The sequence below is a fragment of the Ferrovibrio sp. GW821-FHT12D07 genome, from assembly GCF_058807275.1.
Window position 1 is genome coordinate 12,777 of the sequence record NZ_JBXAQN010000001.1, and the last position, 18,455, is coordinate 31,231.

An 18,455-nucleotide genomic window follows, 5' to 3' on the forward strand; every position below is an offset into this window, starting at 1 on the left:
GCCCTGAAATCCCGCGACCAACCTAATGCAGGTGATAGCTGGCCGCCGCCGCCCGGATTTCGGCCGGACTGACCACCCGGGCCGACACCACGCGCACGCTATGCAGCTTGCCGTCCAATTGGCTTTCCCAGAAATCGAGAAACTTCTTCAGGCCGGGAAAGCGCGGCGCCAGATCATAATCCTGCCAGACATAGGTCTGCAGCAATTTGGGATGGTCGGGCATGTGATAGAGGATTTCCGCCGTGGTCAGACGGTGCGTGAGCAGCTTTTGCAGCCACGCGGCATGGTCGGGTCTTGTATCGGGGGACAGCACAGACATCGCGCCTCCTGCGTTCTGCGGGAGCCGACACCCGATGCCAGATCAACCGACTCGGGAGCCGGCACGCCAACAGTCAAAGCCTGCCGGCAGTCTGTGCTGTGTTGCAATAAGATTATGTAAATGCGACGCCGATTGGCACTCGGCGGATTCGACTGCCAGCAGACTTACAATGCCCAGTCTTAAAGCATACGGCCTTAAAGCATACGGCGGATCGCCGCGCCCAGGCGCTCGATCTCCTGCGACGTGGTGAAATAGCTGACCGAGGCGCGGTTGATCGCTTCCAGTCCACGCGCCTGCATGTCCAGCGGCGTATAGGCCGCACCGATGGCAGCGACATTGATGCGCTCGGCCGCCAGCAGTGTCTGCAATTCGGCCGGCGAACGGCTGGCGGTGGTGAAGGCGACGATGGATGAACGTTCACCTGCTCCCAGATCGCGCAGCGTCACGCCGGGGATGCCGGAGAGTTCGGCGCGCAGCTGCTCGGCCAGTCCGCGAATCTGCGTGCGGATGGCGGGAATGCCCAGCGCCAGCGCGTAACGGATCGCAGCCCCCAGACCGAGCTGCAGCCCGAAGGCATTCTCCGCCGTCTCGAAGCGGCGCGCATCGGTACGAATGTCAGGCGTCGCGCCGTTCCAGCCGGCCGACAGCACATCCAGATAGGCCGGCTGCAGATGCGCGATGAAATCGCGGCGCACGTAGAGCAGTGCCGTGCCGCGCGGACCGCGAATGTATTTGCGTCCCGCGCCCTTCAGCATGTCGCAGCCGATGGCCTGCACATCGATGGGAATCTGGCCGATGGCCTGGCCGGCATCGATGAAATAGGGAATACCAGCTGTTCGCGCGATTTTGCCGATGGCGGCAGCAGGGTTGATCAGCCCGCTATTGGCCGGCAGCCAGGTGAGCGCGATCAGCTTCACGCGGCCGTCGATCATTTTCGATAGGCCCTCGACCGATACCGCGCCATCCTCCTCGCAGGGAATGACCTCGACCGTCGCGCCGCTGCGTGCGGCAGCGGCATACAGCGTGCTGAGATTGCCGCCCCATTCCTGGCGGCCGACCAGGATGCGGTCGCCGGGCTTCATGGCGGGCAGCGCGGCAAACACCACGCCCCAAGCCTGCGAACCGCTGCCCATCAGCGCGATTTCTTCGGGCGTGCAATTGAACAGTTCGGCGGCGGCGACGCGCGTATCCTGCACCTCGGCCGTCACAGCGACGCCGACTTCGCTGGGGCCGTTCAGCGCCTCGCGCTGCAGGTGATCAGTGATCCGGCGCGTCATCAGCGCAGGCGGCAGCGAGCAGCTTGAATGATTGAAATGCGTGACGACGCCGCAGCCGGGCGTTTCCGCGCGGATGGTTTCGATATCAAGCATGGCCGGGCCTCATGAAGACTGCGATGCAGCCTCCATAACACCGGCGATCACGCGCTCACAATGAAACGATTGTCCCGATTGTATCGGTTTGGCGCAGCTTTGACGGCAATGTGAGCCAAAGGATGCGCCCGTTCAGTGAGTGGCAGTCAGTATGCGGGATGACGAAGGGTCTCATCATCGCCATCCCGCATTGCAGGCAAGCGGCCGGGTGGGTCACGGCTTACGCCGCGCGGCCACTCACCTGCCCCGACTGACCGGACAGCGGCTGCTGCAGCGGGGACTGCTGCATGTAGAAGCCGCGGAATGTGGTGATGGTCTCGCCCGCCGGTGCGGCGACGCCGTCGACATCGAGACCGTTGTCGCGCTGGAAGCGGCGCAGCGCATAGTCGTCGCGGTTGCTCCAGTCGCCGCCCCAGCCGCCATCGGGACCGGCATCCGGCAGGTAGCCTTCCCGGTGCAGCAGCGTCTGCAGCTTGAACACATCGGCGCGGCGGTTGAGCAGGCCCGGGCCGATGGCGGCCGACAGCTCGAACAGGCGGATATCGGCATACAGGCTGGCGTCAGCCTGGGCCGACCGGTCGCCGTAGAGAGGATCGCTGAATTCGGTCATGGGGGCAGCTCCCTGTTGAACAATATAAGAACATTAGAGCAGACCGATCTTGACTTCAAGAACATTTTCGCTAAATGTTCCTATAGTGATTTCAATAATATCAATGGTTTATACTATACATTCGTTTTGGTTGTGCCGTTGGGTAAACCAAAACTGGCAGTGGTTGAACGGAACGCGAATAAGATCGGATAAGCCGGAATAAGGACGAATAAGCCCCGGTTAAGGACGGATAAGGGAGCAATAAGGGTCCAATAAGGCAGAACAAGAGTCGCATAAGGGCAGATTAAGGCTGGCCGGGTCCGCGCCTTGACGGTTACCCCCCGCCGCCCTCTCCTTACGGGCAATCCGAACACATCGATTCAAGGACCAAGGGAGAGAGATCATGACCGCCTGCATCGTCGGCTGGAGCCACAGCAAATTCGGCAAACTGGACGGTCGCGACGCGGAAGACCTGGTCGTCGAAGTCGCCGTGCAGGCCATCAAGGACGCCGGCATCGAGCCCAGGGATGTCGACGCCATCTATCTCGGTCATTTCAACGGCGGCCTGATCGATCAGGATTTCACGGCCTCTCTCGTGCTGCAGGCCAGCCCCGACCTGCGCTTCAAGCCCGCCACCCGCGTGGAGAATGCCTGCTCCACCGGTTCGGCCGCGATCTATCAGGGCCTCAACACCATCGCCGCGAAGAAGGCGCGCTTCGTGCTCTGCGTCGGTGTTGAAAAGATGACCTCCGCCTCGACCGAGATGGTCGGCAACATCCTGGTCAAGGCGAGCTACAAGAAGACCGAGGTCTTCAACGAAGGCGGCTTCGCCGGCGTGTTCGATTCGATCCAGAAGCAGTATTTCCAGCGCTATGGCGACCAATCGGATGCCACCGCGATGATCGCCGCCAAGAATCACAAGAACGGCAGCAAGAATCCGCTGGCGCATATGCAGAAGGATTTCGGTTACGACTTCTGCAAGACGGTGTCGGACAAGAACCCGCTGGTGGTCGGCGGCATGCGCCGCACCGACTGCTCGATGGTGTCGGATGGCGCGGCAGCCCTGGTGCTGACCGATGTGCATACCGCGCTGGGCATGAAGAAGGCGATTGCCTTCCGCGCCGCGAAGCATGTGCAGGATTTCCTGCCGATGGCCAAGCGCGACGTCATCGCGTTTGACGGCCCGGCCAAGGCCTGGGCCGATGCGCTGGGCGAAGCCGGACTGTCCGTGTGGGACCTCTCCTTCGCCGAAAGCCATGACTGCTTCACCATTGCCGAACTGATCGAATACGAAGCCATGGGCCTTGTTGAAAAAGGCCAGGGCGCGAAAGCGATCATGGAAGGCTGGACGCAGGCTGACGGCAAGCTGCCGGTGAATCCGTCGGGCGGCCTGAAGTCGAAGGGCCATCCGATCGGCGCCACCGGCGTGTCGATGCATGTGATGGCCGCGATGCAGCTCTCCAACACGGCGGGCGACATTCAGATCAAGAACCCCAAACTGGGCGGCGTTTTCAACATGGGCGGCGTCGCCGTCGCCAACTACGTCTCGATCCTCGAGCCGTTGCGCTGACCTCTATTTAACTTGTCACCCCCGGGCTTGACCCGGGGGTCCCATTAAATGGGATACGCGGATCAAGTCCGCGCATGACACACAAGGAAAGAAAAGTAATGGCCGAGACATTCCGCGCTGTCGTCATCGAAGACGTCGACGGCAAGCCCAAGGCCGGCTTCAAGGAGCTGACCAAGAAAGAGCTGCCGGCCAACGACGTGCTGGTCGAGGTGGGCTATTCCACGCTGAACTACAAGGACGGCCTGGCGCTCACCGGCGGTCGCATCGCGCGCAAACTGCCGATGGTGGCCGGCATCGACCTGGCCGGCACCGTGGTCGTCTCGGGTAATCCGGATTTCAAGCCGGGCGAGAAGGTAATCGTCAACGGCTATGGCCTGTCGGAAACCCAGTGGGGCGGCTACAGCCGCTTTGCCTCCTTGCGCAGCGACTGGCTGGTGCGCCTGCCCGATGTCTTCACCATGCAGCAGGCCATGGCCATCGGCACGGCCGGCTACACCGCGATGCTCTGCGTGCAGGCGCTGGAAGATGCGGGACTGAACGCGGCCGATGGCGAAGTGCTGGTGACGGGTGCGGCCGGCGGCGTCGGTTCGATTGCGGTCAGTCTGCTGGCCAAACGCGGCTATACGGTGATCGCCGCCACCGGGCGGCCGGAGACGCATGACTATCTGACGTCGCTGGGCGCGAAGGGTTTTGTCACGCGCGAGGAACTGGCCGCGAAAGGCGCGCCGATGGCCAAGGAACGCTGGGCCGCGGCGGTGGATTCCGTCGGCGGCCAGACACTCGCCACCGTGCTTAGCACGGTGAAATACGGCGGCTATGTCGCGGCCTGCGGCCTTGCCGGCGGCAATGACCTGCCGGCCAGCGTCTTCCCCTTCATCCTGCGCAATGTCAGCCTGCTCGGTATCGACAGCGTCATGGCGCCGATGCACAAGCGCAAGCGCGCCTGGTGGCAGCTCGCCCAGGACCTGCCCCGGGACAAGCTGGCCTCGATCACCGAGGAGCACCCGCTCTCGGCCGTCTTCGACCTGGCGCCGAAAATCCTCGCCGGCCAGATTCGCGGCCGCGTGGTGCTGGATATCGCGAAGTAGGGGCCTTGCGCTCCTGCCCCGCTCGGCTATGATCTCCCCAACATTGTAACGCTGCCTTACAAATAAGGGCGGCGCTGTTTCCTGGGGAGGGAACATGATCCAGCAGGGCGACGCCAAGCCGCCATTCCTGCCGCTGGCCCTGGCCACGCCGCGCATCCGCCGCACGGATCGCAGCGACGGCAGTTTCATCCTCGAATCCGAAACCGCGCTCGACGCGCATCCCGATCACCTCGGCCTGGTGCTGCAGCAGCAGGCCGCCACGCAACCCGACGGCCTGTTCCTGGCCGAACGCGATGCCAGTGGAAATGGCTGGCGGCGGCTGACCTACGGTGCGGCCTGGCATGCGGCGCGCAGCATCGCGCAGAGCCTGCTGGATCGCGGGCTGGACCAGACCACGCCCATCGTCATCCTGTCAGGCAACAGCATCGACCATGCGCTGCTGATGCTGGGCGGCTTTGTCGCCGGCGTGCCGGTGACGCCGGTCAGCGTCGCCTATTCGCTGATGAGCGGCGATTTCGCCAAGGTGCATCACATCGTTGGTCTGGTGAAGCCGAAGCTGATTTTCGCAGAAGGGGCTGCACCTTTCGCCAAGGTGCTGGCCACGCTGCCCGCCGATATCGAGCAGATCACCGACCTCCGGTCTTTGCTGGATACCAAGACCACGCCAGCGGTAGACACCCGCTTCAACGCCATCCGGCCCGACTGGGTGGCGAAGTATCTGTTCACCTCTGGCTCCACCGGACTGCCCAAGGGCGTGATCAACACCCATCGCATGCTGAGCAGCAACCAGCAGGCCATCGCGCAGATATGGCCCTTCCTCAAAGAGCAGCGCACCATGCTGCTCGACTGGCTGCCGTGGAACCATACCTTTGGTGGCAACCACAATTTCAATATGGTGCTGCGTCAGGGCGGCACGCTGTATATCGACAACGGCAAGCCGGCGCCGGGCCTGGTCGACAAGACCGTGGCCAACCTGCGTGAGATCGCGCCGACGGTGTATTTCAACGTGCCCGCCGGCTACGCCATGCTGCTGCCGCATCTGGAAAAGGACGAGGCGCTGTGCCGCCAGTTCTTCAGCCGGCTGCAGCTGATCTTCTACGCCGGCGCGGCCCTGCCGTCCGATCTGTGGGCACGACTGGAAGCGCTCTCCATCCGCACGCTGGGCAAGCGCGTCTGCATGACCTCGAGCTGGGGCTCGACCGAAACCGCGCCGCTGGCGACGGCGGCACATTTCCCCATCGAGCGCGCCGGCGTGATCGGCGTGCCGGTGCCGGGCGTGCAGCTCAAATTCGTGCCGACCGGCGGCAAGCTGGAACTGCGCGTCAAAGGCCCAAACGTGACGCCCGGCTACATCAACGACGAGGCGCAGACGCAGAAGGCTTTTGATGCGGAAGGCTTCTACTGCATCGGCGACGCAGCCAGGCTGGCCGATCCCGCCGATCCCACCAAAGGCGTGGTCTTCGATGGCCGCATCGCCGAAGACTTCAAGCTGACCACCGGCACCTGGGTACATGTGGGCGGCGTGCGCGTCGCCGCCATCGCCGCCTGTTCGCCACTGCTGCAGGATGCGGTGGTTACCGGACAGGATCGCGGTTACATCGGGCTCCTCGCTTGGCCTTCCGCTGCGGCAAAGGACATGACGCCGGCGCAATTGCACAGCGAGATCGCCACCAAGCTGGCGGCGCATAATGCCACGCAGGGCGGTTCTTCGCTGAAAATCGCGCGTGTTGCTCTGCTTTCCGAACCGCCGTCGATCGATGCCAACGAAATTACCGACAAGGGCTATATCAACCAGCGCGCCACGCTGGAGCGTCGTCACGCCGATGTGATGCGCCTCTATGCCGATTCACCCGATGACAGCGTGATCGTCGTCACCGACCGCTGAGGTCTGCTGCCCTAGATTGCGCTCTCTGCCGAATCCGATTTTGTGATTCGGCCCGACAGTCAATTTGGGGAGACACGCCCGTGCCGCGCCGCCTGGTCGCCACGCTCGCGTTCGGCCTGACCCTTGCCGCCGGTGTGGCGCTGGGTTCGATCGGCCGACAGCATACTGCAGTACCACCTGAAGCCACGGCGGAGACCGATATTCCCACCATTCCGCCAACTGCCACTGTCCTGGTGCCCAACAACGCCGCCGACATGACGGCGGCCGAACGCAACCTGTTCCCCGCGCCGCAGAGTCTGCTGCAGATGGCCGATGCGCTCGACCTGGAACAGGAGCAGCGCCAGAAGCTGCGGCAGCTCCAGCATGACCTGGATAGCGAGGTGAGCGCACTGGGCCGCCGCATCCTGATCGAGGATCGCCGGCTCGACCGCGCCTTCACCGAAGGCAACATCGAGGCGACCCGCATCGATGCCGTGACCCAGAAGATCGGCAGCCTGCAGGGCCGCATGCGTGCCGCCCGCCTGCGCAGCCATCTGGCCGCCCGCGACCTGCTGACGCCGGACCAGCTGCTGCACTTCGCTGCGCTGCGCGGTTTCGAGCCAGCCAGTGAGCAGCAGAGCGCACGCAACGACGATCTTGATCGCTGACGCGCCACGATCACCGAAACGGTCTTTTTCCTGCCGCATTCAATCAGGTATGCTGACCCTCCTACTGGAGGGATGTGCATGCCCCGAACCTGCAGCCGCGCCGAACTGATCGCCGATGCCGTGGTGCATCTGCTGGGTCTGGCCTTTGCCGTCGGCGCGGTGACGACGCTGGTCGTCTTTCTCTGCATCTCGCCTGACCTGCCGCGCGGCATTAGTCTCGGGCTTTACGCCTTCGGCCTGCTGGCCACCATCATCTGCTCGGCGCTGTATCACCTGACCACGCATGCGCAACGCAAGGCGCTGTTCCGCCGTTTCGACCATGCCGCCATCTTCGTGATGATCGCCGGCACCTACACGCCCTTCAGCCTGATGCTGATCGGCGGCGGCTGGGGCTGGGCCCTGCTCGGCTTTGTCTGGACCATCGCCCTCATCGGCGTGGCGATGAAGCTGCTGTATCCGCTGCGCTTCGAGAAGCTGTCAGTCGTGGTCTACCTGGTGCTGGGCTGGACCGTGCTGGTGGCGCTGCAGCCACTGGTCAGCAACGCCTCGCTGGCCGGCCTGGTGCTGCTGATCACCGGCGGCGGGCTGTACAGCTTAGGCGTAGTCTTCCACCTGTGGGAGCGACTGCCGTTCCAGAATGCCATCTGGCACGTCTTCGTGCTGGCAGCAGCGGCCTGCCATTACGCCGCCATCCTGGTCGACGTGGCAATCGTCTAGACTTTACGCGCCGCGCGCCAGGAAACCCGGATTACGGAATTCCGGCTTGCCGTAACCCAGCGGCTGATCATCCCAGGTGCGCACCGAACCGCCGGCCGCTTCCAGCACGGCCTGCCCTGCCGCCGTGTCCCACTCCGAGATCGAAGCGTAGCGCGGATAGAGATCGGCCTCGCCCTCGGCGATGCGGCAGAATTTCAAAGAGCTGCCCACCGTCCAGGTATTCGGCGCCAGCTGCTTTTTCAGGAAATTGTCGACATCTGCTTCGCGATGATTGCGGCTGGTCAGTACCATGGGTGCGACGGGGGGCACCGGGCGCACACGGATGACGGCGCCGGTCATGTCGTCATGGCCGCGGAAGCGGCGCGTGCCCAGACCCGGCTGGCCAAGCCAGGTATCGCCCAGTGCCGGCGCGGACACGATGCCCAGCACCGGTTTGCGATGCGCGATCAGCGCGATGTTGACGGTGAACTCGCCATTGCGGCCGATAAACTCCCGCGTGCCGTCCAGCGGATCGACCAGCCAGAAATGATCGCCGTCGATCACCGGGACATGGCCCTTTGACACCTGCTCCTCGGCCACCACCGGTATGTCGGGCGTCAGGTCGTGCAGGCCTTTGAGGATGATCGCCTCGGCCATGTCGTCGGCATCGGTGACCGGGCTGCGGTCGTCCTTGGCACGCGTGGCGAAATCGGTGGCATAGACCGTCATGATGGCATCGCCGGCAGCGCGGGCGAGCGGCAGGAGGGCAACGGCCAGGCGGGTGAGATCGAGAGTCATGCCAGCTTCAGTCTTCCGCCTAGTCCTCGGGGGGCCGCACAGGCTTGAGAGCGACCTGCTCGGTATTGATCAGGCGCTTGCCCGCATGCAGGAAATTCACCGTGACGCGCGGCCCGACGGCGGACTGCACCTGCCCCGGTCCCCAATCCCGCTCCTGTGGATTCTCCACCCAGTCGCCCGGGGCAAAGGGTGCCGGCATGAGAGTACTCGCTGTTGCCTGCCTGATGCGGACATTCTAAACAGAGCAGGACTGTCCTGCCATATGCCGAGCCGGGAAATCGCATGGGAAATCCGCCTGCCCTCCAGTCCACCGACCTGATCGCGCTGATCTGTTCGCGGCTTTGCCACGATCTTGCCGGCAGCATCGGCGCGGTGAACAACGGCGTCGAACTGCTGGCCGAGGAAACCGACGCCACGATGCGCGAGGAAGCCATCGGTCTGATCGCGCAGTCGGCGAACGATGCGGCGCGCCGGCTGGCCTTCTTCCGGCTTGCCCTGGGTGCATCCGGCGGATTGCAGGACACCATGCATCTACAGGAACTGACCCGCGTGGCGCAGGCCTATTTCTCCGGTGGCAAGCTGACGCTGCATCTGCCGTCGCAGGATGCTGATCTGTCCAAACCGCTGGGCAAGGCGCTGCTGCTCGGTCTTGCCCAGGTCGGTGCGGCATTGCCGCGTGGCGGTTCGCTGGGCCTGGCGGCGGCCGGCGAGGGCTGGAGCATCCACGGCGAAGGTCCGATGCTGCGCTGGAACGAGCATATGGCAGCCGGGCTGGACAGGATGCAGGTCGAACTGACCGAACCGACGGCGGCTATCAGCCGCTACATGCTGCAGCAGGCAGAGAACGCCGGCTTCGCACTCGAGGCCGAGACAACAGAGACCTCTGTGACCCTGTACTTCACGCGCTAGTCGTCGAAGCGCGGCTCGTCATCCGTTTCGAGCGCAGATTCCCGCCCACCATAGACGCGCTTCACTTCCTTGCGGAACTTGCCCACCGCGTTCTCGTGCTTGTCGAGAAACCAGGTTTCATGATCGGCGAGATAGCTTTCGCGCAGTTCGGGCCGGCGCAGGTCGAGCGGCACGCGTTCCATGCGCGGGTCGATGCTGTCGAAGCCGTCAAACGGCTGCGCCAGCCGCTGTTCGACACCGGTCACGTAATCGGGATTGAGCTCGATCCCGATGCAGCGGCGGTCGAGCTGCTGGCAGACGCGCGGCACCGTGCCGCTGCCGGCAAACGGGTCCAGCACCAGGTCGCCGGGATTGGATGACGCCTTCACCATGCGCTCGATCAGGCCTTCAGGCTTTTGCGTGGGATGCGGCTGGCGATTGGGGTGCGAGTAATGCACATGGGAAAAGCCCCAGACATCGCCCGGATTGGCGCCACGCATGTTGTTGCGCTCGCGGTAATACTTCTGCGGTACCCGGACGGCATCGAGATTGAAGGTGAAGGCATCGGATGCCGTGAACATCAGGATGTCGTCATGACGCGGCGAGAAACCGCGCGTCTTGCCCAGGCCTTGCGTGTAATGCCAGCAGATCCAGCTGTTGAACCGCAGGGCCTGGTCGCGCTCCAGGATGTCGTAGATATAAGAAATGAAGCGCACGCCCATGAAGACATAGAGCGTGCCATGCGGCTTCATCACGCGGCGGCATTGCGTCAGCCACCGGCGTGAAAACGCCAGATAGTCATCGAAATCACGGTGATCGGAGTCGTTGCCATAATCTTTCTTCAGGTTATACGGCGGATCGGCGATCACCAGATCGGCGCAGGCATCAGGCAGACTGGCCAGCACCTCCAGCGCATCGCCGACACGAATATCGATTCCGGTCATTGCCTATCCCATGAAAAAGCCGGCCAGCGGCCGGCTTGTCCAATCCTGCAACATGCAAAAATCTAGCGCGCCCCGGCGGCCCGCTTGGCGCCGGCAGCCACCGGCTCGACCTGGTCGCGCAGCACATAGCCGCGGCCCCAGACCGTTTCGATGTAATTGTCGCCATCGGTGGCCGACGCGATCTTCTTGCGCAGCTTGCAGATGAAGACATCGATGATCTTCAGCTCGGGCTCGTCCATGCCACCGTAGAGATGATTGAGGAACATCTCCTTGGTCAGCGTGGTGCCCTTGCGCAGGCTCAGCAGCTCCAGCATGGCGTATTCCTTGCCAGTCAGATGCAGGCGGCCGCCCTCTACCTCGACCGACTTGGCGTCGAGGTTGACGGTCAGCTTGCCGGTCTGGATCACCGACTGGGAATGGCCCTTGGCACGGCGCACAATCGCGTTGATGCGCGCGATCAGCTCGTCCTTGTTGAAGGGCTTGGTGATGTAGTCGTCGGCGCCGAAGCCGAGACCCTTCACCTTCTTGTCCGGCTCGCCCATGCCCGAAAGAATCAGGATCGGCGTATTGACCTTGGCGGCGCGCAACTTCTTCAGCACGTCATAGCCGTGCATGTCGGGCAGATTCAAGTCGAGCACGATGATGTCGTAGTCATACAGCTTGCCGAGGTCCAAGCCCTCTTCGCCGTATTCTGTCCGGTAGACATTGAAGCCCTCGGCGCCGAGCATCAGTTCGATGCTCTTTGCCATATTGGCGTCGTCTTCGATAAGCAGTACTCGCATGGCTATATCCCCACGCGCGGTGGCGTCTGGCGGACCGAAAGTTATCAACAGACCCCCGGTCCTGGGTTTGGCGTTTTTCCGCCCGATTCGCTCTAATTTACCATCGTTAACAAATGAAGTTAACGCATTCTTTAACCCTGCCCTCTATATGGGCAGGTCGGACCCCCAAAACCATGGTAATTTCCGCCTGTCCGCAGCCGGTCACGACCGGATCACGGCGGGCTTTACCGGCAGTTAAGGCTTTGAGACTAGGGTATTTTTCTTAAAACCCCGAAATGAGGCGCCATGCACAGCCTGCTGATGGACCTGGAGCGGATCAAGGATGTGAGTTTCACCGGCCGGGTGACCTCCATCCAGGGCCTGCTGGTCGAAATAGCCGGCGTCGAGCGCCATCTGTCCATCGGATCCCGCGTCCATCTGATCACCCGCGACAACCGCCAGGTCGAGGCCGAGGTCGTCGGTTTCCGCCAGAACCGCGCGCTGCTGATGCCCTATGGCTCACTGGAAGGCATCGGCCTGGGCAGCCGCGCCATCGTCGGCGAGGACCAGCCGGTGGTCTATCCGGACCTGAGCTGGCGCGGCCGCGTCATCGATGGCATGGGCCGGCCGCTGGACGGCGGTCCGCCGCTGACCAACGGCACACAACCGTATCCCCTGCGCGCCAATCCGCCACCCGCCAATACGCGCAAGCGCGTCGGCAAGAAGATCGATCTCGGCGTGCGTTCGATCAACACCTTCATCTCCTGCTGCCGCGGCCAGCGCATGGGCATCTTCGCCGGCTCGGGCGTCGGCAAGTCCGTGCTGCTGTCGATGATGGCGCGCTACACCGAAGCCGATGTGAACGTGGTCGGCCTGATCGGCGAACGCGGTCGAGAAGTACAGGAATTCATCGAGGACGATCTGGGCAAGAGCGGGCTGGCCCGCACCGTGATCGTCGTCGCCACATCCGATGAACCGGCGCTGGTACGCCGCCAGGCCGCCTACATGACGCTGGCGGTGGCTGAATATTTCCGCGACCAGGGCAACCAGGTGCTCTGCCTGATGGATTCAGTCACCCGCTTCGCCATGGCGCAGCGCGAGATCGGCCTCTCCGGTGGCGAGCCGCCCACGGCGAAAGGCTATCCGCCGACCACCTTCGCCGAACTGCCACGCCTGCTGGAACGCGCCGGTCCCGGCACCCAGGACGGCAGCATCACCGGGCTGTTCACGGTGCTGGTTGACGGCGATGACCATAACGAACCGATTGCCGATGCCACGCGCGGTATTCTCGATGGCCATATCGTGATGGAACGCGGCATCGCCGAACGCGGCCGCTATCCGGCCATCAATATCCTGCGCTCGATCTCGCGCACCATGCCGGGCTGCAACACCGAGGACGAGAATGTACTGGTGACGCGGGCGCGCCAGCTCATGGCCACCTATGACGACATGGCCGAGCTGATCCGTCTGGGCGCCTATCGCGCCGGCAGTGATCCGAAAGTGGATGAGGCGATCCGCTACCAGCCGATGCTGGAAACCTTCCTCAAGCAGCAGAAGGCCGAGCGCGCCGACCTGCCGTCTGGCTACAGCCGGCTGGCAGAAATCTTCCTTGAAGGCGAAGGCCTGACCTCCCAGGCTGGTGAATAATGAAGGGCGTCGACGCCCTGATCCGGCTGTGGAAATGGCGGCTTGACGAGCGCCGCCGCATCGTCGTCGATCTGGAAATCATGCGCGCCAACTTCGAGCGCCAGATGGAAGCGATGGACGTGGAGCTGGAGGCCGAGCGCAAGGTCGCCACCCAGCATTACGAAGCCAGCTTCGGCTTCACCAACTATCGCAAGATGAACCGCGAGCGCCGCGCCAATCTGGAAGTCTCGCGCGAAGAACTGATCGACCGCATCGCAGCCGCACAGGAAGAGGTGAAAGCCGCCTTCCGCGAGCAGAAGAAATACGAACTCGTGCTCGAGAACTGGGAAAAGCGCGAACGCGCCAAGCAGGAAAAGCGCGAGCAGGCCGAGATGGACGAAGCCGGCCTGCAGGGCTTCCGCCGCCGCCAGGAGCAGGACGGCACACCGCCAGTCTGAAGGGCGGCCAACTAGCGCCGCAGCAACCTGAGCAGTCGCCCGTCGATGGCGGCCAGTCCCAGCGCGATCGCGCCGATGCCGATGAAATGCCGCGGCTCCAGCCGCTCGCCCAGCACCAGTACACCCAGCAGGATCGCGCTGACCGGCACCAGCAGCGTCACCAGATTGACGTTGCTGCCGGCCGCCGCCATCACGCGGAAGAACAGCACATAGGCAAACGCCGTCGACAGCACTGCCAGCCCCAGCAGCGCGGCGAGAACCGGCAGCGACGGCAGCGGCAACTGCCAGCTGCGTTCGACCAGCAGGGCCAGCGGCAGCAGGATCAGCGACGACATCACCAGTTGTCCGCCCGCAACCACGACAGGCTCGACACCCATGTGGCGGAAACGACGGCCATAGACCCCCGAGCAGGCATAGCTGAGCGTGGCCAGCAGGCAGGCGCATTGCGCCGGCACATTATGGCCGAGACCCGAGATCAGGTCGGGCCCCAGCATCGCCACCACACCAGCCAGCCCGAGCAGCACGCCGAGAATACGGTTAGCGGTCAGTTTCTCATCCTGGGTGAAGGCATGGGCGACCAGCGCGGTCGAGATCGGCGTGGTGGCATTGAGGATCGAAGCAAGGCCGCTGGGGATTTGACCCTGGGCCCAGACAAAAAGCGTGAACGGCACCGCGTTGTTGAGCAGACCCATCAGCAGGAAGGCGCGCCACACATCCCTGTCAGTCGGCAGGCGACGACCGATCAGATACAGCACCGGCAGCAGGACGCTGGCCGCAATGCCGACGCGCGCCGCCACGATGGTCAACGGCGGCAGCTCATGCACGGCGACACCGATAAAGAAGAACGAGCCGCCCCATAGCACAGACAGGGCCAGCAAGAGGCCCCAAGTCTGTGCGCTCATGCGTTGCGCTGTCATCCGCGCTGTCTAGCCCCATTCACAGGCGATGCCTATCCGCTTCTTGCGGTCGGTCGGCGCAATCACGCTGCCTTGGCGGCAGGCTGTGAAAGCGCCGTGGCGATGAACTGCGCCAGGTCCCGTGCCGCGGCGGCACGCTTGCCCTTGGCGGTGACATGACAGGCCAGCGCCACCTCGCCCAGATCGGGTAGTTTCAGCCGGCGGCGATCGATCAGCTTCAGCCCCGGTTCGATCACGCTTGCCATCATCGCGCTGACGCCAAGGCCTGCCGCCACGGCGGCGCGCACCCCGGCCAGGCTGGGACTGGTATAGGCGACGCGCCAGCGGATGCCTGCCGCATCCAGCGAATTGATGATGCGGTCGCGGAAAATGCAGCCCTGCGGCCAGAGGCAGAGCGGCAGCGGCTCGGCCGGATCGAGCGCCAAGCCAGGGCCGGCGAACCAGACCAGCGGATCGGCCTTCAGCCGCTCGCCGCTGCGGTCGGCCGGATCCTGCTTCACCACGGCGACATCGAGATCGCCGCGGTGGAATTGCTTCGTCAGCACGAGCGAGAGATCGCAATGCATGGCGATATGCAGACGCGGGTGCACGCGGCTGAATTCCGCCAGTGCGCGTGGCAGGGCGACCGGCGCAATATCTTCGGAAACGCCCAGCCGCATCTCGCCGCTATGGCTGATGCCGCCGATGGCGGCGCGTGCCTCGTCATGCAGGCTGAGCAGCCGGCGCGCATAGGTCAGCATGCGGTCGCCATCCTCGGTCAGGTGCAGGCTGCGGGTATCGCGCAGCAGAAGCGGTGCATTGGCCGCCTGCTCCAGACGCTGAATCTGCTGGCTGACGGTTGACTGCGTGCGGTTCAGCTTCTCGGCGGCGCGCGTGAAGCTGCCGCTTTCGGCAACGCCGACAAAGGCGCGCAGCAGGTCGATGTCCAGATCGTGGGTCATGGCCGAAAGCCACCACTTATTATGAAATACGATAAATCATATAATATCATTTAATTTCTAAATTAAAAGGTCAAGGTCTATCTAGGGGACATGAACGATGCATGCCTCCCCCTCACGCCCCCCTCTCGCCGCATATCCATTGAGAAATGGACCCAGCCGGCGCTGATCCTGCTGTTCTGCCTGCTGTGGAGTTCGGCCTTCACGGCCGGCAAGATCAGCATTCTCGATGCGCCGCCGCTGCTGCTGCTGGCGATCCGCTTCCTGGTCGCGGGCCTCGTGCTGACCGCCGTGATGCTGCTCTGGCGCGGCACGCAGGTGATCCGGCGCGCCGAAATCGGCCGCCTGGTCCTGCTCGGCATCCTCAATTACGCGCTCTATCTCGGTCTGGGCTATTGGGGCATGAAGACGATCTCGTCGGGCCTCGCCGCCGTGATCGTCAGCACCAATCCGATCCTGACTGCCCTGCTGGCCGCGCTACTGCTGGGCGAGCGCTTCACCTGGCGCAAGGGCCTCGGCCTGCTGCTCGGCCTGGCGGGCGTGACTGTGATCCTGCGCAGTCGCCTGACTGTGGGCCATGACGACCTGACCGGCATCCTGTTCAGCGTCGCCGCCGCCGTCGGCCTCGCCGCCGGCACCATTCTCTACAAGAAGCTGCCCACCAAGAGCGACACATTCGGCGGCCTGGGCGTGCAGCTGATCGCCGCCGGCAGCGGGCTGCTGCCCATAGCCCTGCTGCTCGAAGACGTCGCCGCCATCCATCCGAGCTGGTCACTGCTCGGCGCGCTGCTCTATCTCGCCGGCCCCATTTCGATCGGTGCCTATGCCCTGTGGTTCATGCTGCTGCGGCGTGGATCGGCCACCCAGGCCAGCAGCCTGCATTTCATCATGCCGCCGCTGGGCCTGCTGATAGGATGGATGGTGCTGTCTGAACCGCTCAATGCCATCGACTTCCTCGGGATCATCCCGGTGGCCATTGGCATCTGGCTGGTGACTCGCAGCCCGAAGGTGGTTTGAGCCTTAAATCTTGATCTCAGTGCTGTGGCCCTTGGCCTCAAGCTCGGGACTGGGCCAAGCCAGCGGCTTCTCGCGATCATGGAAGCGGATCGATCCTACCATGCCGGTCACTTCCAGCGCGCCGGTGAAAATCGCCGTGACATCCAGCTTGAAGGCCGGACCGAATTCGGTTTCCGAGCGCAGCACCAGATCGAGCTGCTTGGTGCTGACAAAGCCGTCGAACTGGATCGGGCCTGTGCTTTCCAGATCGAAGTCGATCAGGAAGCGGGTCTGCGCCTGCTTCTTTTCCTTGTCCTTGCGGCGGCGCATGAAAATCTGCACCGGTTCGACCTTGCCGTTCACCAGCATCGGCATCACCAGCGCCTGCCAGTCGCTGTCCGACTGGCGGCTGTTGAGCCGGCCGAGTTCGCGGAAATCGTCATCGAGCTTTTTCAGCAGCTCGCCCTTGCCCTGCTGCTCCAGCTTCTTCACGGCTTCAGAGCCCAGCCAGGCCTGCGCATTGCCGGCCGCGGCGGCAGCCATGAATTGCAGCGCCGTCGCCGCCAGCCGCACATTGGCCTGCGGCAGCAGTTCGGCCTGCAGGCGCTGCGCCAGCGCCGGATCGGCGGCGCGCACGGCATCCAGTGTCATCTGCAATGCCGGCCATTCGCCCTGCAGCCGTGTCAGCACGCCAGCGATCGGCGGTGGACCGAGCGTGGTCGGCGTCGACATCGGTGGCCGCGTGATCGAGGCCAGCTCCAGCGACAGCTGCGTGCCGGCCGGCAGCGGCTGCGACAGGCTGAGCGACAGCACGCCCTGCGGCGTGCTGACCAGCACCTGGCCATTGGCGGCCTGACCCGAGACCACGCCGGACAGCACCTGACCGGTGGAGACCGGCACGGGCTGCGCCTGTGCCGCGAGAGCGGCGGCGGCCGGACTGTTGGGTACTGGTGGCTGCGAAACAACCGGCGTCGGCACGGCGGTCTGCAGCAGCGGCGGAGTTGGTGACGGAGTCTGCGGCAGAGCCACTTGCGGTGTGCCCTGCATTGGCGGCGCTGCCTGCTGCAGCAACGTGACGGTGATTGGCGCAGAGACCGTCGGCGGCACAGATACGTTGCCGGTTGGCGATGGTGTGGCAGGTGTCGCCGTGGCCGGGGCGGCCGGCAATGGCGTGGCCAATACAGCCGGCGGCACCGGCGGCGCAGCGCCGGGCGGGATCGGCGCAGGCGGCACCGGTGATGGTGTCGGCGATGTGGGTGTTGGCGGCAACTGCACGGCAGGTGCGGTCGGCGGCAGCGTGGCGCTCTGCACCACAACCTGAATCTGGCTGCCGGTCGGCAGCGCCGCGTTGGCGGGATTGCCGCCGGCCTGCGCGGGCACGACCGTGGCGGTGAGAGTCTGTCCCGCCTGCGGCAGCACCGGCGCGGCGGTGTTCGCCGGCTGCGGCGGCGCGAGGGCCTGCGCCAGCTGCGTCGCTGTCGGCGGCTGCGCCTGCGCGGTCAGTGGCGGCTGCAAGGCAACGCCATTGGCGCTGGTGATGGTGGCCTGCTGGGGGTTTTCCGGATTGAGCTGGATTTTCAGTGCCGCTGTCAGCACCGCGATATTGGCCTGTTCCAGCTTGGCCGCGAGATTGGACGCCAGGGTGAGCACATTGCCCGCCGCCGTACGCACCAGCAGCGTCGCGTTGTCGCGCCCCACCACCTGTGCGGAAATCTCGCCACCCTTGGTCAGTTCGCTGGAGCTGGCCGCGATCTGTGAGGCGTCGCCCTGCAACACCGTGTTCGGCGATGGCTGCGGCTGCGTCGGTACACCGCCCTGCCCGCCGCTCTGCTGGCCGCCTGCCGGCGGCGGCACGGCCACCGGCGTCTGCGCCGCGGGCGCGGGCGTCGGCGCAACCGGGGTTGCCGGCGTGACCGGCGGTGGTGGCGTAACCGGGCCGAGATCGCTCACGCGAAGCCTCCGCCC

Annotated in this window: 19 protein-coding genes; 9 read left to right on the forward strand and 10 right to left on the reverse strand. The window is 64.3% G+C overall.

Features of this window, described 5'->3' with window-relative positions; translation table 11 throughout:
• Positions 1 to 22: 22 nt before the first annotated feature.
• From AC1RRE_RS00085 to AC1RRE_RS00095, 3 genes are all read right to left on the reverse strand, one after another.
• Positions 23 to 319: an usg protein gene (locus AC1RRE_RS00085; RefSeq protein WP_492979001.1), complete on the reverse strand. Its 297-nt coding sequence runs from the start codon at positions 317 to 319 to the stop codon at positions 23 to 25.
• 194 nt (positions 320 to 513) lie between these two features.
• On the reverse strand, positions 514 to 1,689 hold the full coding sequence (locus AC1RRE_RS00090) for an aminotransferase class V-fold PLP-dependent enzyme (protein ID WP_492979002.1): 1,176 nt from the start codon (positions 1,687 to 1,689) through the stop codon (positions 514 to 516).
• Positions 1,690 to 1,909: 220 nt separating this feature from the next.
• Positions 1,910 to 2,299, reverse strand: coding sequence for a peptidoglycan-binding domain-containing protein (locus AC1RRE_RS00095; RefSeq protein ID WP_492979003.1), 390 nt, complete (start codon positions 2,297 to 2,299; stop codon positions 1,910 to 1,912).
• Positions 2,300 to 2,681: 382 nt separating this feature from the next.
• Here AC1RRE_RS00095 and AC1RRE_RS00100 point away from each other — a divergent pair, with 382 nt between their 5' ends.
• The 5 genes from AC1RRE_RS00100 to trhA all read left to right on the forward strand — a co-directional run bounded on the left by AC1RRE_RS00100 (position 2,682) and on the right by trhA (position 8,185).
• Positions 2,682 to 3,848, forward strand: a complete 1,167-nt coding sequence (locus AC1RRE_RS00100; RefSeq protein WP_492979004.1) for an acetyl-CoA acetyltransferase — start codon at positions 2,682 to 2,684, stop codon at positions 3,846 to 3,848.
• A 98-nt stretch (positions 3,849 to 3,946) separates the two neighbouring features.
• The gene (gene acuI, locus AC1RRE_RS00105; RefSeq protein ID WP_492979005.1) at positions 3,947 to 4,936 is read left to right on the forward strand and encodes an acrylyl-CoA reductase (NADPH); all 990 of its coding nucleotides are present in this window, start codon (positions 3,947 to 3,949) and stop codon (positions 4,934 to 4,936) included.
• A gap of 94 nt (positions 4,937 to 5,030) precedes the next feature.
• Positions 5,031 to 6,821: a feruloyl-CoA synthase gene (locus AC1RRE_RS00110; RefSeq protein ID WP_492979006.1), complete on the forward strand. Its 1,791-nt coding sequence runs from the start codon at positions 5,031 to 5,033 to the stop codon at positions 6,819 to 6,821.
• Positions 6,822 to 6,901: 80 nt separating this feature from the next.
• The gene (locus AC1RRE_RS00115; protein ID WP_492979007.1) at positions 6,902 to 7,468 is read left to right on the forward strand and encodes a Spy/CpxP family protein refolding chaperone; all 567 of its coding nucleotides are present in this window, start codon (positions 6,902 to 6,904) and stop codon (positions 7,466 to 7,468) included.
• Positions 7,469 to 7,546: 78 nt separating this feature from the next.
• Entirely contained in the window at positions 7,547 to 8,185 is a 639-nt protein-coding gene (gene trhA, locus AC1RRE_RS00120) for a PAQR family membrane homeostasis protein TrhA (protein ID WP_492979008.1), read from the forward strand.
• 3 nt (positions 8,186 to 8,188) lie between these two features.
• Here trhA and cysQ read toward each other — a convergent pair whose 3' ends face one another.
• Positions 8,189 to 8,962: a 3'(2'),5'-bisphosphate nucleotidase CysQ gene (cysQ, locus tag AC1RRE_RS00125; RefSeq protein WP_492979009.1), complete on the reverse strand. Its 774-nt coding sequence runs from the start codon at positions 8,960 to 8,962 to the stop codon at positions 8,189 to 8,191.
• A gap of 19 nt (positions 8,963 to 8,981) precedes the next feature.
• Positions 8,982 to 9,161 carry a DUF3553 domain-containing protein gene (locus AC1RRE_RS00130; RefSeq protein WP_492979010.1) on the reverse strand — a complete coding sequence of 60 codons (180 nt, stop codon included), beginning with the start codon at positions 9,159 to 9,161 and terminating at the stop codon, positions 8,982 to 8,984.
• A gap of 83 nt (positions 9,162 to 9,244) precedes the next feature.
• Between AC1RRE_RS00130 and AC1RRE_RS00135 the strand changes: the two genes are divergently transcribed.
• Positions 9,245 to 9,871 carry a histidine phosphotransferase family protein gene (locus tag AC1RRE_RS00135; RefSeq protein ID WP_492979011.1) on the forward strand — a complete coding sequence of 209 codons (627 nt, stop codon included), beginning with the start codon at positions 9,245 to 9,247 and terminating at the stop codon, positions 9,869 to 9,871.
• On the opposite strand, the gene AC1RRE_RS00140 is transcribed toward AC1RRE_RS00135, so the two are convergent.
• Both AC1RRE_RS00140 and ctrA read right to left on the reverse strand, forming a co-directional pair.
• Positions 9,868 to 10,794: a DNA-methyltransferase gene (locus AC1RRE_RS00140; RefSeq protein WP_492979012.1), complete on the reverse strand. Its 927-nt coding sequence runs from the start codon at positions 10,792 to 10,794 to the stop codon at positions 9,868 to 9,870. The genes AC1RRE_RS00135 and AC1RRE_RS00140 overlap by 4 nt on opposite strands.
• Positions 10,795 to 10,856: 62 nt before the next feature.
• Complete coding sequence (gene ctrA / locus AC1RRE_RS00145) at positions 10,857 to 11,576, reverse strand: response regulator transcription factor CtrA (RefSeq protein WP_492979013.1); 720 nt, start codon at positions 11,574 to 11,576, stop codon at positions 10,857 to 10,859.
• A 285-nt stretch (positions 11,577 to 11,861) separates the two neighbouring features.
• On the opposite strand from ctrA, the gene fliI reads away from it, so the two are divergent.
• Both fliI and AC1RRE_RS00155 read left to right on the forward strand, forming a co-directional pair.
• Entirely contained in the window at positions 11,862 to 13,202 is a 1,341-nt protein-coding gene (gene fliI / locus AC1RRE_RS00150) for a flagellar protein export ATPase FliI (RefSeq protein ID WP_492979014.1), read from the forward strand.
• A complete protein-coding gene (locus AC1RRE_RS00155) occupies positions 13,202 to 13,639 on the forward strand; it encodes a flagellar export protein FliJ (protein WP_492979015.1) in 438 nt (145 codons plus the stop codon). Before fliI ends, AC1RRE_RS00155 begins: the two co-directional genes overlap by 1 nt.
• 11 nt (positions 13,640 to 13,650) lie before the next feature.
• Here the strand turns inward: AC1RRE_RS00155 and AC1RRE_RS00160 are convergent, their stop codons facing one another.
• Both AC1RRE_RS00160 and AC1RRE_RS00165 read right to left on the reverse strand, forming a co-directional pair.
• Entirely contained in the window at positions 13,651 to 14,541 is an 891-nt protein-coding gene (locus AC1RRE_RS00160; protein ID WP_492979016.1) for a DMT family transporter, read from the reverse strand.
• Between the two features lie 77 nt (positions 14,542 to 14,618).
• Positions 14,619 to 15,497, reverse strand: a complete 879-nt coding sequence (locus tag AC1RRE_RS00165) for a LysR substrate-binding domain-containing protein (RefSeq protein WP_492979017.1) — start codon at positions 15,495 to 15,497, stop codon at positions 14,619 to 14,621.
• 90 nt (positions 15,498 to 15,587) lie between these two features.
• Here AC1RRE_RS00165 and AC1RRE_RS00170 point away from each other — a divergent pair, with 90 nt between their 5' ends.
• Positions 15,588 to 16,511 (forward strand): DMT family transporter, encoded by a 924-nt coding sequence (locus tag AC1RRE_RS00170; protein WP_492979018.1) that lies wholly within the window; start codon positions 15,588 to 15,590, stop codon positions 16,509 to 16,511.
• Between the two features lie 3 nt (positions 16,512 to 16,514).
• Here the strand turns inward: AC1RRE_RS00170 and AC1RRE_RS00175 are convergent, their stop codons facing one another.
• Positions 16,515 to 18,440 carry a hypothetical protein gene (locus tag AC1RRE_RS00175; protein ID WP_492979019.1) on the reverse strand — a complete coding sequence of 642 codons (1,926 nt, stop codon included), beginning with the start codon at positions 18,438 to 18,440 and terminating at the stop codon, positions 16,515 to 16,517.
• Positions 18,441 to 18,455: the final 15 nt, after the last annotated feature.